The following is a 15,748-nucleotide window of genomic DNA, read 5'->3' on the forward strand; positions in this document are numbered from 1 at the left end:
TGTGGTACTATCACAATCTTGCGATCGCTTTTCAAGTTTTTGCTGGAAACTACCCCAACCTGAATATAATCAGAACTAGACGCACTGGACTTGGATTATGAAAAATCCTGCTATCCAACAGCCTGAAACCAATGGCTTATCCCAGAAGTCTCGCCAAACTCAAAGCTGGGAAAATATTCGAGTCCAACACTTCCAACATCCTGCTGGAGAGGGAAATTGTCATTACAATGAAGAACATACCCTTTCTATCTCCCTTGCTCCTCGTCCCGTTCGCTTGCTGCAAATTCAGGCAGGCAAAACCTATACAGGGCTGTATAAAAAAGGAGACATGTCCATTACCCCTGCCAAGACACCGTTTTTTGCTCGGTGGGACAGTGATGATAATTACTTGCAGATTCGGCTTAAATCTCAGTTTATTCAAAGCGTAGCTAGCCAAACCCTTGAACAGAATCCCGATCGGCTAGAATTACTGCCTGAATTTCGGACTCGCAATCCACAGATTGAAGCGATCGCAATCATGCTACTGACTGAACTTCAACAGGAATCTAATGGCAGTACACTTTACCAAAAAAATGGGTAATCGCGCCCCGTCCTTCGTTCGACGGCTTTTTTTAAAAAACAATGCCCTTGATAATTTGTACCAGGTGTGCTATTATAAAAGAATAAACAATAGACTTTTCAACTAAATAGATACTATCTAACCATAAGTAGGCAACGTAAAAAATATGTCTCAGATACATATTGCGTAATTTGGTCTAACGACTTAAACGTCTATGAAAAATTTAGATAAAAAAGTATCTATTTAAGTAGATTTTGAAAAGGTACGGTGGGGCACACCGAAACCTAGGTCATAGACCAAATACGCTTGTGGAGAGGAGACCTCTATTTTTCCTGGCTCCGGCCTGGTTAAACAAGTCACCCCGTTGTTCGCGTAGCGTGGCCATAGGCCAAGCAAGAATCCCCGTCGTTCCAGGGCGGGGAGTGTCAAATTGATTCTCTGGCTAACGTCTTGGCAGTGAATTTACTGAGGCAGCACGCAGCTACCAAACCTCAGTTGCCAATTTACCAGGGTGGCTTACCCCTGCGTCAACTACAGCAAATTATAGATTACATTGATACAAATTTAGATCGAGATATTAAACTGGCAGAATTAGCTCGATTGCTAGACATGAGCCAATTTCATTTCAGCCGTCTATTTAAGCAGTCAATTGGCATGTCTCCCTACCAATATTTGATCCAGCAACGGGTAGAACGGGCGAAGCAGTTGTTGAAACAAAAAGACCGATTAATTGTGGACATTGCCTTAGAATGTGGCTTCAACAGCCACAGCCATTTGAGCAAAAAGTTTCGAGAATTTACCGGCATGACACCGAAAGCATACAGAGCAAATTAGTAAGCATTAAGCCGTCAGTTATCAGCTTAAGCGCTACGCGCACGCGTGCGTGTTCAGCTATCGGGCGCTTTAACTCAACGGGGTCGGATGAGTAAAACGAGCAGGGATTTTTAACCAGCCGTACCAGCACCCCCCAGCTTGTTTACTACCGACCGTTGATTAGCTGACGGCTAAGGGCTGATAGCTGAATGCTTACCAATCAAAATCTACCGTTGATTAATTTAAAACCCGACTTTCCGGATAGAGAGTAAAAGGGATTGCTATACTAACCACAGCATAAGATGGTAAAAAAGCGAGATTTGTTGTAGGATATGCAGCCCACTGACGCCAACAAGTTTACTGATAAAGCCTGGGAAGCGATTGTTAAATCTCAAGATGTCGCCCGTCGCTGCAAAAATCAACAGCTGGAAGTCGAACACGTTGCGATCGCATTGTTGGAACAAGATGGGCTACCCAATCGGATTCTATCCCGTATCACTGTTGATGTTAACCGGTTTCAGCAACAACTGGAAAATTTTGCTAGCCGCCAACCTAAAGTCGCTAACCTAGACCAATTGTACCTGGGTCGTGGTTTGGATGTGATGCTCGATAATGCGGAAGCCTATCGCAAGGCTTTGCAGGATGAATATATTGCAGTAGAACATCTGTTACTGAGTTTAGCGGTGGATGAACGGGTAGGACGCCGCTTGCTCAAAACCCATAACCAGGATGCGGCAAAGCTCGAAGCCGCCATTAAAGCAATCCGAGGCTCTCAAAAGGTCACAGACCAAAATCCCGAATCCCGTTACGAAGCCTTGGAAAAATACGGGCGGGATTTGACCGAAGCCGCTCAAGCCGGAAAACTTGACCCAGTGATTGGTCGGGATGAAGAAATTCGTCGGGTGGTTCAGGTGCTCTCTCGTCGGTCGAAAAATAATCCCGTGTTGATTGGAGAGCCAGGGGTAGGAAAAACTGCGATCGCAGAAGGACTAGCCCAACGAATTGTGAATGGGGATGTCCCAGAATCCCTGAAAAACCGCCAGCTGATTTCTTTAGATATGGGCAGCTTGATTGCAGGTGCTAAATATCGGGGGGAATTTGAAGACCGACTTAGAGCTGTACTCAGGGAAGTGACCCACTCAGATGGTCAAATTGTCCTGTTTATCGATGAATTGCACACCGTAGTCGGAGCTGGTGCTAGCGGTGGCACGATGGATGCAGGGAATTTACTCAAACCAATGCTAGCTCGGGGAGAATTGCGTTGTATTGGAGCAACTACCCTTGATGAGTACCGCAAGCATATTGAAAAGGATGCTGCTCTAGAACGTAGGTTTCAGCAAGTCTATGTTAAGCAACCAACTGTAGAAGACACCATTTCGATTTTGCGGGGACTCAAAGAACGCTATGAAGTCCATCACGGGGTTAATATAACCGACTCAGCCTTGGTAGCAGCAGCTACCTTATCCCAGCGCTACATTACTGACCGATTTTTACCCGATAAAGCCATTGATTTGGTGGATGAGGCCGCAGCCAAAATCAAAATGGAAATTACCTCCAAGCCAGTGGAATTGGAAGCGACTGACCGCAGGCTGATGCAGCTGGAAATGGAAAAGTTATCTCTAGAAGGGGAAGATAAGCGAACCAGTGCCACTACCGCTACCTATAGTTCTGCCCAGGAACGGTTAGAGCGTATTGAAAAGGAAATTGTGGTTTTACGGGCAAAACAGGAACAACTCAATCAACAATGGCAATCGGAAAAGCAACTGTTACAAGACATCAGTGCCTTAAAAGAGGAAGAAGAACACTTAAGGGTACAAGTGGAACAGGCAGAACGGAATTATGACCTGAATAAGGCAGCTCAGCTAAAATATGGCAAATTAGAGGCTTTACAGCGGGACCGGGAAGCCAAAGAAAGTATGATGTTGGAACTGCAATCCCGGGGTACTGCTCTGTTGCGAGAACAAGTCAGTGAATCCGATATTGCCGAAATTGTGGCAAAATGGACCGGTATTCCCCTGAAACGATTGCTGGAATCAGAGCGCCAGAAGTTGTTACAGCTCGAAGGACATTTACATAAACGGGTGATTGGGCAAACAGAAGCCGTTTCCGCTGTAGCTGCTGCCATTCGTCGTGCTAGAGCAGGGATGAAAGATCCCGGGCGTCCCATTGGTTCCTTCTTGTTTATGGGACCAACTGGGGTCGGTAAAACCGAATTAGCTAGAGCACTGGCGCAGTTTCTGTTTGACAGTGAAGAAGCTCTGGTGCGGATTGATATGTCCGAGTATATGGAGAAACACGCAGTTTCTCGGTTAGTAGGTGCCCCACCAGGATATGTAGGGTATGAAGAAGGAGGACAACTGTCAGAGTCCGTGCGTAGGCGTCCTTACTCAGTAGTATTGCTCGATGAGGTGGAAAAAGCACACCGGGATGTATTTAACATTTTGTTACAGGTACTTGACGACGGACGAATTACCGACTCCCAAGGCAGAACCGTGGATTTCCGGAATACCATTATTGTCATGACCAGCAATATTGGCAGTGAGCATATTTTGGGAGTAGCTGGGGATGATTCCCAGTATGAGGAAATGCGCAAACGAGTGACAGAGTCTTTGCGATCGCATTTTCGCCCAGAATTTGTCAACCGGGTCGATGATGTGATCATATTCCATACCCTAACCCGGGATGAATTGCGCAAGATTGTCGGGATTCAACTCAAACGGATTGAGCGTCTGTTGGCAGAGCAAAAGATTACCCTGGAAATGTCCGAGCAAGCTCAGGATTATCTGACCGACGCTGGATATGATCCCGTCTATGGTGCTCGTCCCTTGAAGCGGGCAATTCAGCGGGAGTTAGAAAATCCCATTGCTACTAAGATTTTAGAAAATATGTTTATCGAAGGGGATACCATTTTCATTGATTGTGGAGAGCAAGGGCTGACATTTAGTAATAAAGCACCCACTAAACCAGTAACACCTAGTGAATCAGTTGTTCCAGCTGTTAGTTAGATTAGACAAACCCTTAAACTTTAATTCTCAAAAGAAGGGAACAGGGAACAGGGAGCAGGGAGCAGGGAATAGGGAACAGGGGGAAGAGTTTGAGTTACCGGCATCTGCACTTTCAAAGCTCCGTGGAAACTAGGGATCCCCCCTAACCCCCCTTATTAAGGGGGGGACACAACCGTTGCTGATCTGACTCCCCACACTTCCCACACTTCCCACACTTCCCACACTTCCCACACTTCCCACACTCCCCCCTCTCCCCATCTCCCCATCTCCCCATCTCCCCACACCTTTAAAACTGGAAGTAAAGAAATTCAGAAACTCGGTTAAGAGATAGTAGGCAAAATGTAGCGATTAAGCCAATACCTGTTGCCCAGTACCAGCTAGGTTTGAAGTGTTTCATGATTTGCTGGGTATTAGGCAAAAAGGTAACCCCTAGGATTAGTCCGAATAGTACCATGAAGGTCTTTTCTAACCCTATAGGTGGCAGAAGAAGTTTCATCTCTTGCCACTCCTGAAATTGGATGCCTAAGGGGGTTAACCAACCCAAGGTATTTTGATAAGTAGTAGGCAAGATAACGCCCTTGAGTCCTACCATTGCCTGTAATATTCCTAGACCATCACTAATACTAGTTGCCCGAAACAATACCCACGTACTTACGACTGCTAAAAATGTCAGCATCCAGGCTAGAATTTTCGGCATGGATAGCTTCATTTGCCGCCAGCTATGATTAATTACCAAAAATAAGCCATGGAGTCCCCCCCAAATCACAAATGTCCAGCCAGCACCATGCCACAATCCTCCTAGAAGCATTGTGGCTAATAAGTTACCATATTGACGTAGACGACCGCGACGATTACCACCAAGAGGAATATAGAGGTAATCCCGGAGAAAATTGGATAAGGTAATGTGCCAACGTCGCCAAAAGTCACTGATAGATGTCGCTTTGTAGGGGGAATTAAAGTTAATCGGTAGCTGGATATTCGTGATTAATCCTAAGCCAATTGCCATGTCAGAGTAGCCGGAAAAATCGAAATACAGTTGAAAGGTATAACTCAATGCCCCAACCCAGGCTTCTACAAAGCTGAGTTGGTCACTATTGTTAAAAATAGTGGCTACCCAGGGAGATAGATTATCTGCGATCGCAACTTTTTTACCTAAACCTAGGATAAAGAGGCTCAGCCCCATTCCCATATTTTTCCAGGAAAACAGGCTATTGCGTAACTTCTCAAACTGGGGCAATAGTTCATCGTAACGGAGAATTGGACCGGCTATCAGTTGGGGAAAGAAAGACACAAACAGGCTATAGGTCATAAAATTATACCTACACTTTTTCGTTTCCCCACGATAAGCATCAACAATATAGGCAATTTGGGTAAAGCTATAAAAGGAAATGGCTAAGGGGAGTAAGATGGTAGGAATAGTGATACTTGTGCCTAAAAAGTGGTTTAATGAATCTACGAAAAAATTAGCATATTTGAAATAGCCCAAAATCCCTAAGTTAAAGCCAATACCTATCCAAAGCAGGAGTTTAGTTTGCTGTTTATAACTAACTACTTTTGAAACTAGGCTTGAGATTTTATCGGGTTTATCAGGAGCCGCATTATCGTCTCCACTTCCTTCGTCTAACAGAATTACTAGCTTCTCTATTTGTTTACCAATGACATAGTTACCACTAATTGAAATTAGCAACAGAGGTAGATAAGCAATTTTCCAATAACCATAAAAAAATAGGGATGCTAACGTCATCCATACCCACGTGGCTTTAACCACACGGAAGCGACTTAAGCCAAAAAAAACCAGCAGGGTAATGGGAAGAAAGCCGAAGATGAAAGCGTATGAGTTGAATAACACGGTAGATGACTCTCGGTAAGTAGGAAATGCTAGGAATATTGCTGTTTGTTAACAGTCCATAGTGAATAGTTAACACTAAATAGTCAAAACGAAACACTCAACAGTCAACACTAAAGAGTCAACGGTCAACACTCAAAAAATTTTTGGGTAAGGGAAAATAATTTTATAAACACCCTGCATGTCCCTTACCTTGTCCTAGTCAATGGTTCTAGTCAATGACGTCCATCTCAAAGGTTTTTAGGTAAGGGAAAATAATTTGTAAACACCCTGCATCTCCCTTACCTTGTCTAGACCACAAGTTATATGGGTAAGTTCACCCATGCTGGCCAATGGGATCGCCCTTGAATTCCAGGAAAATACAGTTGTTGATTTTATCATAATTATGATTGAGTGGGTGAAGGAGGTTCTCTCCATCAATCTCAAATCACCAATCAGGATATCTCAGGATATCAAATTATGCTTCTATTAGTTGAGCCAATTTGGCAAAATTGTGGTGATTTACTAACAAAGCTAGATGAGCTAGTTCTATGGCTGTTGACTTTACTGTAGCGATTCCGACCTATAATGGGGCGAAGCGTTTACCATTACTGCTCGAACGACTGCGATCGCAAATTTCCCTCAACCCCATCAGTTGGGAAATTATTGTGGTTGACAACAATAGTAGCGATGATACTGCCCAGGTTATTCAAGACTATCAAAGCAATTGGGATTTATCTGTGCCCTTAAGATATTGTTTTGAACTCGAACAAGGATCAGCATTTGCCAGGTTGCGAGCTGTCCAGGAGGCTAAAGGTGAATTAATCGGTTTTTTAGATGATGACAACTTACCTGATCCCAACTGGATTGCTGAAGCCTATGACTTTGGTCAAGAGTATCCTAAGGCAGGAGCCTACAGTGGTCAAATTCACGGTGAGTTTGAAGTCGAACCCCCAGAAAATTTTGATCCCATCAAGCAATTTCTCGCAATTCGGGAACATGGACCAAACCCCCATCCCTTTCAACCCGAGGAAATCAGGCTACCCCCAGGGGCAAGCTTAGTCGTTCGTAGACAAGCTTGGCTCGATAGTGTGCCACCTCGTCCCAGTTTGACAGGCAAACTGCCCGGATTATTCGTCCAGGGGGATGATTATGAGCCATTGCTGTATATGTACAAAGCAGGTTGGGAAATTTGGTATAACCCAGCCATGCATAGCTATCATCAGATTCCCCAGTGGCGTCTTCAGAGAGATTACTTACTCACTCTCGCTCGTGGCTGTGGTTTGGCCACATGTCAGCTCCGCCTGATTAATGCTACCTTTTGGCAAAAGCCTATAGTAATTACCAAAACCTTATTGGGAAATTTGCGCCGATTTATCCTACATTTCCTTAAGTATCGAGGACAATTTAAAACTAATCTCATTGCCGCCTTTCAACTAGAATTCTTCTGGGGCAGTTTGATCAGTCCATTTTTTGCTATTAGAAAGCTTTTACAAAATAAGGGAACAGGGAACAGGGAACAGGGAACAGGGAGCAGGGAGCAGGGAGCAGGGAGCAGGGAACAGGGAGCAGGGAACAGGGACAAATAATTAACGTAAATAATATTATTATAACACTTTTTTGAATAGGTATTTAATTTAGAAAATAAATTTGAATATTAATTAATTCCAAAACTTATTTTTTTTGCTCCCTACTCCCTACTCCCTACTCCCTACTCCCTACTCCCTACTCCCTACTCCCTACTCCCTACTCCCTACTCCCTACTCCCTACTCCCTACTCCCTACTCCCTACTCCCTATTCCCTATTCCCTATCCCCTATTCCCTATTCCCTTTCCTATCATGACCCAAATATCCTTAATTATTCCAGTTAGAAATAGGCAACACTATACTCAGACTATTCTGAGTCAAATTTTTCAGCAACTTCCTAAAGTAAATACTGATAATACCTCAGTCATTTCAGTCATCATAGTAGATGATGGTTCCACAGATGGCACCAGAGACATGATTAGACGTCAATTTCCCAATGTTTACTTAATTGAAGGAGATGGCAATCTTTGGTGGACAGGTGGGATTTGTCTGGGGATGAACTATGCCATAGATAAATTAGACTCGGATTACCTAGTGTGGCTAAATGATGATATCTCTCTGTCAGACAATTTCCTTAACAACCTGATTGATAGTTGTCAGTCTCCACTGTACAATAATACAATTGTTGGGGGGATTGTCCGGGATAAAACCTATTCCGATTGGATTGTGTTCAGTGGCATGGATAAAAAACAGCCAATTCGGAGTATGGATTATTTTGCTACAGCAGAGGCTAGGTCAGTCGATACCCTAAATGGTAATATAGCTATCATCCCCAGAGTAGTCGTCGATAAAATTGGGTTTCCAGATGCTGATAGATTCCGGCATTACGGCGGTGACTTTGAGTTTGTTAGTCGTGCTAATAAATCAGGATTTAACGTGATTTTGTCAAGTAAACTCCAAGCCACTACTGATTATAATTTAAATGACTTGATTCGTTATATGCCCCCTTTACTACAATGGTATCTCCAACCGAATACAGCCAAAAGACTAAAGATTTTGAAAGGATTCACTAATTTAAAGTCAAATTATAATATCTGGCATATGGTCAATCTAATTGATCAGGACTCACAACATGTCCCTTTCTGGAGGTATGCTATGTTATATGTTAGGCAAGTTATTAAGCTGTTAGTGAGTGATTTTTTACTCAAGAGTAAAACTGAAACAACTCTCAAAACCTATTTGAAGCAGCAAAATGCTCCAGAAGAAACTATTAAGGGGCTAATGAACTACAGAATTAAACTACAGAACTAAGTAGACATCTCCATTGAACCTCCCCACCCGCCTCAGGGATGGGGCTGGTTGACTGAAAAAAGTCAGTCAACCAGGGGTGGGGAGATGGGGAGATGAGCAGACTTTTGGACGAATAGTCAGGATTTTGGCCAAATTTATCTAACCATCCTCGAAGGCCGAATCACGAATTGTTAGTCATTTCAGTTGATTGAACCCGACTAATTCGTCAGATTTTAATGACATTATTGGCACATTTTTAGCGATGCAGCGCGGTATTGCCTACCCAAGACCGCGCTGCATCGCTTGTATAGTAAGCTTTCTGAGTTTTTTAACTGGAACTTTAGCATAAAAGTTAATGAAGACCCAAAATAATTTGTTATTATTCAGATAATTTATTCAGATAATTTATGATTATTTTTCCCTCCTGCTTTAATAATTATAATTTTATTTTTTTCGTTCTATTATTGTTTTTTTTGAGCCAGAAGCTTTCCTTGTTTTATCATTTTTTTTTAATTGCTCACAATCAATTACTGTAAGCATTCAGCCGTCAGCCGTCAGCCATTCCCGTAGCGTGGCCACGCTACTTGAGATGCTTATTTTATTCAAAGGTGCGCTTTCCGTTGGCGAACTAAATTCGCTATAGGTGCGCGCTTCCTAGGGGGAGTAAATCGCCCTTGGGTCGCACCTTCGGGTCGCACCTAAAAGCACCGATTGCGCTACGCGCATTAGCTGATAGCTGATAGCTGAATGCTTACCAATTACTAATAACCTTTTTGTTTATTTAGGATGTTTTTGAATATAATCCCAATTGACATCTCCCCCGGCTAAAGCATGGGGGATTCTATAAGGATGTGAAGCGGTAGGGTGAACCCGTACCGCTATCGCCGAAGGCGACGCTTCGCGAACACAGCTTATTCGATAGGATTTGGACAGGGATGTGAACAAATCAAATCGATGTGGGAGTGTCAAGGCTCCCCTACCTGCCTTGGTTAGATCTAGACCTAACTGTGCAGCTACTTTCCTGGCAATGTTTGCGGCACCGTTGCAGTCCGCATTAACCAGGTGTCCTTTTGCTGACTTATATAATCCACGTCTTACTCTTTTACCGGAAGGTCTCCATCCACTGGGTTTTTCACCGTGTTTAGGTAATGAATCCTCATCCAAGAAAGACGCTTTACTCGTATAAGCTTCTTCTGTTACTGTTAATTTGATACCGTATTCATAACAGAGTTGTTCAAGCCTATTAATTAATCTCTTTGTTGGGATAACTACGAAATTTTGATTGCCCCGTTTCCCCATATTGGAACCACTTTTATGTTTATCGTTCCAGCCAATTATTAAATTTCCAATGCGTTCGTTAAGACAACGATTAATAATAAATCTAGCCGCCTTGTTAATACCATCTCGCATCTGATTATTGCGTTTACGTTGAACCCTATCAAGATTGCTGTCCCAGTAAAAATCTGGCTTTCCAGCTTTGTGTTTTGCTACTAACCTAGCATACCCCTGGTTCATAGACTTAAGTTTACGGCCATCAATAATCAGACTTTTCCCTTGAGTTGATACCCCAGTCAACCAGTTGGTTCCACCATGGTCAAAACTCCAAGCCTGGGAATAGTCTAAATGGGGATTATCTTTCACTGGCTGCTTACCGTCGTCAATCACCCAGTCAATCCATAATTGTCCATAGCATGGGCGAACAGTGACCTCTCTTACCCAGTCTGGATCTATAAAATCCGGAGCCTCTAAAGTGATTTCAGTAAGTAGTTCAGTTTTACTTTCTTTACTTATTGACGGGTGAAACAATCCATTCTTATAGGTGAGAGCTTGTTTTGGAAAAGTAACAGCAGTTAGCCCACCCTTCTTCCGGTATCTAAGAAGTTTTGGTTTATCTACTTGACCCTTGTAATACAAGCTCACTAACTGGTTATAGCTTGTGATTGATTCAGCCACAGTCTTAAGAGTTTGTTGCGCCGACTGAGCGGCCATTGCCTTATAGTTAGGATTTTCCTTTAACTCTTTGCAAAGTTCAGCGTACTTGATACTACATTTGTAAGCTTTCCAACCTTGTCGCAGTAAATCATCCTTCCAATAGGTTGTATAAGCTTCTGGTTGTTGTTTTAACCAGTCATAGTGTTTTTGTCTTGAATAATAAACAGCAGAGTTAAACAGGTTGTTTGCTTGTTGAAACTGAAATTCCCAGAAAACTTTCTCTTCGTCTGAAAAGTTAGCTCTAACTGGGACAGTCTTGTACATTTACCGTTACTATTATACTTTACTAGAGTACTTTTAGTATAGAGGCCGCTTCTGAATATGTCAACAACAAATGGACATAAAACAAAAAAAAGAATGAGGGGAGTACCCGTACATCATGAGGAACTTAAAAAACCTCATACAGTTTGGCTGACTAGGGCAGCATGGAAATGGCTTCAATTATCAGCTAAAGAGTCAAATACCAGTGTCGGAGAGTTTGTAGAGAATTGGATTAGATCTCAAATGAATAAAGACTAAAGGGACACTTTAAGGGGGTAAACCCCGTCTCTCCGTTTCACCCCCGGTCTAAAGACGCAGGGCTCTCACGTTTCAGGATGTTCTGGTAGGATTTTATGGTATTATGGATATGTCTAGTCAATATAGGATTTTTCATACTTATGAGGTACACAGGATTTTTTACTACTCCCTACTCCCTACTCCCTACTCCCTACTCCCTGCTCCCTGCTCCCTTGCTGTCAGAACCATGAAATTTAAATGAAGACCAGCTTAATATCTATAATTATACCGGTTTATAATGACGAAAAAACTATCAAACAGACTATTCAATCTGTTTTAAATCAGACATTTACGGATTTTGAAATACTTGTCATTGATGATGGCTCCCAAGACTCGACAGGGCAAATAATTTCTAGCATCAAAGATGTTCGCGTAGCGTGGCCGAAAGGCCATCGATTAAAAATTTTTTCCTATCCCAATGCTGGCGTCAACCGAGCCCGTAATCGTGGACTATCCCATGCTTCAGGGGACTATATTGCTTTCCTAGATGCCGATGATCTCTGGCATCCGGATAAATTAGAGTTCCAGTTAAACGCTTTACAAGCAAACCCCCAAGCCGCCGTTGCCTATAGTTGGACAGATTATATCGATGAATCAGGTCAGTTTTTGCGCCGGGGTAACCATATCACTCTCAATGGTAATGTTTATCCTCAGCTGTTGCTAACGGATTTTTTGGAAAATGGTTCTAACGTCCTGATTCGTAAGAAAGCATTCAACACAGTTGGTCAATTTGATGAGTCCCTGACCCAGGCAGAAGATTGGAATATGTGGCTGCGGCTCGCAGCTCGTTATCCCTTTGTAGCTGTACCATACCCACACATTTTATATCGAGTCTCTGCTAATTCAGCCTCTTCTGATACTGCCAAGATGGAAGCAGGTTGCTTAGAAGTGATTGAACGAGCCTTTGCTGCTGCTCCTGATTCTCTACAATATCTGAAAAAGCACAGCCTTGCTAACCTGTATAAGTACCTAATTTTCAAGGCTTTTGAATCATTTCCAGAACGACACAGAACCCTAGCCGCTCTCCGATTTCTTTGCCATGCCCTCAGACATGATCCAACTTTATTACTGGCAAAGGTTACCTTAAAAGTATTGCTTAAAATTATCCTATTACTTATATTACCTCCTCCTCAGTCTACCGCATTACTGAATCGATTTCCAAGATTGTTTAATACTATCACTATTCTCGGATACCTACGAACAGAACCTTAGACGGGTGCATCTCATATTTGTAAAAAAGAAGGGGAAGTGTGGGGAGTGTGGGGCGGGGGCGCGGGGAGTGTGGGGAGATGGGGCAGATTTTTATTAAGGATAATGTAAGCATTCAGCTATCAGCTATCAGCTATCAGCTATCAGCTATCAGCCATCAGCTATCAGCTATCAGCTATCAGTTATCAGCCATCAGCTATCAGCCATCAGCTATCAGCTATCAGCTATCAGCCATCAGCTATCAGCTATCAGCTATCAGCCATCAGCTATCAGCTATCAGCCGAAGGCCAAGGGTCTTTGGCTGATAGCTGAATGCTAATAAACCTGCTAACCTTCAACTTACTAACCTTAAACCTGCTAACCTTCAACATCCTAACCTTCAACCTGCTAACCTTAAACCTACTAACCTTCAACCTGCTAACCTTAAACCTGCTAACCTTCAACCTGCTAACCTTCAACATCCTAACCTTAAACCTACTAACCTTAAACCTACTAACCTTAAACCTGCTAACCTTAAACCTGCTAACCTTCAACCTGCTAACCTTCAACCTAAAAAAAATAGCCGCAGAAATACTTTCCACGGCTAGGAATTTTCGCTTATGCACTCAATTTTCTTACCAATCTGTTCGCTACGCGAACAGACCGGAGCCTTTGTCCGGGGGGGAAACCCCCCCAGAAATTTAAGGTATTAACGCCAAATCCAGTATCTCCTCATCATCGTAATAAATTGCCCTGGAATTCCAGTGGGTTGAAGAGGACTCCATTCTGTAAGCTTTGCATAGCCCATGGCATTAAGGATATGCATTGTATGGCTTATTTGCTGGCGAGTTCCCTTCAGAATATACGGAACAAGGAATTCTTTTTCGGAAAACTCCTGAGGAGTAATCTTCCCAGTGATATCCTCTGGATTATTGTCTGAATTTGGCAGAAAATTGTGATGCATAGTCTAAAAAATGTTTTTAGCTTTATAAACATAATCATAATGATTATAAATAAATTTGTCAAGGGTTTTTATAATTTTTTTTTTGAGGGGTAATTTAAAGCAAACGAGGGAATTGAGAATTGGGAATTGAGAATTGAGAATTGGGAATTGAGAATCGGGAATCGGGAATCGGGAATCGGGAATCGGGAATCGGGAATCGGGAATCGGGAATCGGGAAAATATCGGAAGTTATCGCGTAGGGTCTATTTGATATAATCGCGTTTTTTTAGGATAAATGTTACCAAAAAAATCGGTGAATAAAATTGTAACAATAGGTTAGCGTTCGCGTAGCGGCTCTTTGCTGAGCATCGCGTTTTTTTTCGGAGTAATATTACCGAAAGCCTCGACAACAGTAAATCTTAAAAATCAGAATTTCCCGACTCCCGACTCCCGACTCCCGACTCCCTACTCCCTATTCCCTATTCCCTATTCCCTATTCCCTATTCCCTACTCCCTGCTCCCTACTCCCTACTCCCTACTCCCTACTCCCTTTCCTATTAATCTACAACGTTCAATCATATCAACATACGCGGTCGATAACTCCTGCCAACTAAACCTTTCATAGACCCTGCGATGACAATTTTCACGCTTACTTTCGTTATACCCTTCACTCAATACTTGAGTAATTAAAGTAGCTAAACTTCCGGTTAATTCAAAATTAGCGAAATATCCTTCATTGCTTAAAACAAAGTGAGTAATTTCATAATCATGAGCGAGACAAGGTAAACCATGGGACATCGCCTCGACAATTACTCGTGGTAATCCTTCATGGAGAGAAGCTAAGACGAAAATATCAGCAACCTGATAGTAATCCGTTACTTGCTCACGAGCAACAGTTCGCACTTGAAACTGATCAACCCCTAATAGCTCTTGGCCAAGCTGAATAATTTCCGGTGATTCAGCATCCTGTTGACCTAATAATAATAGGAATGGTCTAGGTTTTGGCAAACTCGCTACTTCATGAATAATGTAGTCCATGCGTTTGTGAGATTTGTTAATCGCTGCCACAGAAAGAATTAACGGTTGCTGTTTCGGTAGTCCTAATTTCTCTCGTAAAGCCTCTCGCTCTACTAGTGAAAGTATCTGTAATTTGGCAGGGATAAAGAATCCAGAGGGAAGTAGACTTTGCTTCTCAGCAGGCTCTCCATAAGTTAACGCCTGTTTAAAGTGAATTGGTGTTAACTGCTGTACATGATCCCAACGGGAAAAAGGAGGGGATAACGCTCCTCCATTACGGAAAAGCAGCTTATAATTCTGTTTTGTCAAACGCCGCCAGTGCCACAGTAGATAGCCTAACCCATCATCACTAAAGTAAATTACCTCTGGACTTTCACGATATATATGTGATAATAAACTTAAGGTAAATGATGCTTGTTCAATAAAGTAGCCTTCTTGTCTGACAAAATAGTCACCTTTTTTGAAAAATTCACTTAATTGCTTAACCAATCGTCCCAGTTGACCTGCCATCCAACTATACCGTGGTAGATTCAATAATGTAATCATTTTTTCCTCAGACTTACCTCCTCCTTTAAAAAGGGTGATATCAAGAGACGATTCCTGAGATAAAGCCGCAAAGCACTCTTGGGCAAACGATTCATAGCCCCGCTGGATCTGACCCAGACCAGAACAGATTAGAAAAACTTTAGTCATGGTATATAGCAGTTATCAATATGGGTGAGGTACTTTCGTCTTGGGTTTTAGGGAGCAGGGAGTAGGGAGTAGGGAGTAGGGAGGGTGGAGTGGTAAATTGTGTGTATCTCATGAGTCTGAGAATTGCTATAGCGGATTTATTGATCTTGGGTATATAGTTAAATTGTATAGCGCTGCGCTCAGGGAATAGGGAATTGATCACTTTGGTTTTTTTGTTAAAATAGCGTTTTTTATAGTAATGACGTAAACAGGATTTTTTGGCAATTCCGAAGTTCCCTACTCCCTACTCCCTACTCCCTACTCCCTACTCCCTGCTCCCTACTCCCTGTTACCTTTT

Annotated in this window: 14 protein-coding genes; 10 read left to right on the forward strand and 4 right to left on the reverse strand. The window is 42.6% G+C overall.

The genetic code is table 11. The annotated features are described in order from the left end of the window. The first annotated feature begins 97 nt into the window (after nt 1–97). The 3 genes from F6J90_RS14655 (at nt 98) to clpB (ending at nt 4,377) form a co-directional block, all read left to right on the forward strand. The gene (locus F6J90_RS14655; RefSeq protein ID WP_293094531.1) at nt 98–580 is read left to right on the forward strand and encodes a hypothetical protein; all 483 of its coding nucleotides are present in this window, start codon (nt 98–100) and stop codon (nt 578–580) included. A gap of 474 nt (nt 581–1,054) precedes the next feature. After that, on the forward strand, nt 1,055–1,393 hold the full coding sequence (locus F6J90_RS14660; RefSeq protein ID WP_293094534.1) for a helix-turn-helix domain-containing protein: 339 nt from the start codon (nt 1,055–1,057) through the stop codon (nt 1,391–1,393). 311 nt (nt 1,394–1,704) lie between these two features. Beyond that, nucleotides 1,705–4,377 carry an ATP-dependent chaperone ClpB gene (gene clpB, locus F6J90_RS14665; protein WP_293094537.1) on the forward strand — a complete coding sequence of 891 codons (2,673 nt, stop codon included), beginning with the start codon at nt 1,705–1,707 and terminating at the stop codon, nt 4,375–4,377. A 286-nt stretch (nt 4,378–4,663) separates the two neighbouring features. On the opposite strand, the gene F6J90_RS14670 is transcribed toward clpB, so the two are convergent. After that, a complete protein-coding gene (locus F6J90_RS14670; protein ID WP_293094540.1) occupies nt 4,664–6,226 on the reverse strand; it encodes an MBOAT family protein in 1,563 nt (520 codons plus the stop codon). Nucleotides 6,227–6,753: 527 nt separating this feature from the next. Here F6J90_RS14670 and hpsE point away from each other — a divergent pair. From hpsE to F6J90_RS14685, 3 genes are all read left to right on the forward strand, one after another. Next, a complete protein-coding gene (gene hpsE / locus F6J90_RS14675) occupies nt 6,754–7,791 on the forward strand; it encodes a hormogonium polysaccharide biosynthesis glycosyltransferase HpsE (protein ID WP_293094543.1) in 1,038 nt (345 codons plus the stop codon). 94 nt (nt 7,792–7,885) lie between these two features. After that, complete coding sequence (locus tag F6J90_RS14680; RefSeq protein ID WP_293094546.1) at nt 7,886–8,074, forward strand: hypothetical protein; 189 nt, start codon at nt 7,886–7,888, stop codon at nt 8,072–8,074. After that, nucleotides 8,043–9,041, forward strand: coding sequence for a glycosyltransferase family 2 protein (locus tag F6J90_RS14685; RefSeq protein ID WP_293094549.1), 999 nt, complete (start codon nt 8,043–8,045; stop codon nt 9,039–9,041). The genes F6J90_RS14680 and F6J90_RS14685 overlap by 32 nt, the downstream gene beginning before the upstream one ends. A gap of 756 nt (nt 9,042–9,797) precedes the next feature. Here the strand turns inward: F6J90_RS14685 and F6J90_RS14690 are convergent. Beyond that, nucleotides 9,798–11,276: a transposase gene (locus F6J90_RS14690; protein WP_293094552.1), complete on the reverse strand. Its 1,479-nt coding sequence runs from the start codon at nt 11,274–11,276 to the stop codon at nt 9,798–9,800. A 492-nt stretch (nt 11,277–11,768) separates the two neighbouring features. On the opposite strand from F6J90_RS14690, the gene F6J90_RS14695 reads away from it, so the two are divergent. The 3 genes from F6J90_RS14695 to F6J90_RS14705 are packed head-to-tail and all read left to right on the forward strand — an operon-like array spanning nt 11,769 to nt 13,463. Beyond that, nucleotides 11,769–12,782, forward strand: a complete 1,014-nt coding sequence (locus tag F6J90_RS14695) for a glycosyltransferase (RefSeq protein WP_293094555.1) — start codon at nt 11,769–11,771, stop codon at nt 12,780–12,782. Between the two features lie 38 nt (nt 12,783–12,820). Continuing rightward, on the forward strand, nt 12,821–13,084 hold the full coding sequence (locus F6J90_RS14700) for a hypothetical protein (RefSeq protein WP_293094558.1): 264 nt from the start codon (nt 12,821–12,823) through the stop codon (nt 13,082–13,084). Between the two features lie 7 nt (nt 13,085–13,091). Continuing rightward, the gene (locus F6J90_RS14705) at nt 13,092–13,463 is read left to right on the forward strand and encodes a hypothetical protein (protein ID WP_293094561.1); all 372 of its coding nucleotides are present in this window, start codon (nt 13,092–13,094) and stop codon (nt 13,461–13,463) included. Between the two features lie 4 nt (nt 13,464–13,467). On the opposite strand, the gene F6J90_RS14710 is transcribed toward F6J90_RS14705, so the two are convergent. After that, complete coding sequence (locus F6J90_RS14710) at nt 13,468–13,722, reverse strand: hypothetical protein (RefSeq protein WP_293094563.1); 255 nt, start codon at nt 13,720–13,722, stop codon at nt 13,468–13,470. A 337-nt stretch (nt 13,723–14,059) separates the two neighbouring features. On the opposite strand from F6J90_RS14710, the gene F6J90_RS14715 reads away from it, so the two are divergent. Then, nucleotides 14,060–14,326, forward strand: coding sequence for a hypothetical protein (locus F6J90_RS14715; RefSeq protein ID WP_293094565.1), 267 nt, complete (start codon nt 14,060–14,062; stop codon nt 14,324–14,326). Here the strand turns inward: F6J90_RS14715 and F6J90_RS14720 are convergent. Then, nucleotides 14,230–15,411 (reverse strand): glycosyltransferase family 4 protein, encoded by a 1,182-nt coding sequence (locus tag F6J90_RS14720; protein ID WP_293094568.1) that lies wholly within the window; start codon nt 15,409–15,411, stop codon nt 14,230–14,232. The genes F6J90_RS14715 and F6J90_RS14720 overlap by 97 nt on opposite strands. Nucleotides 15,412–15,748 lie beyond the last annotated feature (337 nt).

This window comes from Moorena sp. SIOASIH, assembly GCF_010671925.1.
GTDB lineage: Bacteria > Cyanobacteriota > Cyanobacteriia > Cyanobacteriales > Coleofasciculaceae > Moorena.

Bases quoted from the DNA above. Each gene is read 5' to 3' on its own strand.
- hpsE (WP_293094543.1), top strand. From the start codon at position 6,754: ATGGCTGTTGACTTTACTGTAGCGATTCCGACCTATAATGGGGCGAAG.
- clpB (WP_293094537.1), top strand. From the start codon at position 1,705: ATGCAGCCCACTGACGCCAACAAGTTTACTGATAAAGCCTGGGAAGCG.
- F6J90_RS14705 (WP_293094561.1), top strand. From the start codon at position 13,092: ATGCTAATAAACCTGCTAACCTTCAACTTACTAACCTTAAACCTGCTA.
- F6J90_RS14690 (WP_293094552.1), bottom strand. From the start codon at position 11,276: ATGTACAAGACTGTCCCAGTTAGAGCTAACTTTTCAGACGAAGAGAAA.
- F6J90_RS14655 (WP_293094531.1), top strand. From the start codon at position 98: ATGAAAAATCCTGCTATCCAACAGCCTGAAACCAATGGCTTATCCCAG.
- F6J90_RS14710 (WP_293094563.1), bottom strand. From the start codon at position 13,722: ATGCATCACAATTTTCTGCCAAATTCAGACAATAATCCAGAGGATATC.
- F6J90_RS14720 (WP_293094568.1), bottom strand. From the start codon at position 15,411: ATGACTAAAGTTTTTCTAATCTGTTCTGGTCTGGGTCAGATCCAGCGG.
- F6J90_RS14685 (WP_293094549.1), top strand. From the start codon at position 8,043: ATGACCCAAATATCCTTAATTATTCCAGTTAGAAATAGGCAACACTAT.
- F6J90_RS14695 (WP_293094555.1), top strand. From the start codon at position 11,769: ATGAAGACCAGCTTAATATCTATAATTATACCGGTTTATAATGACGAA.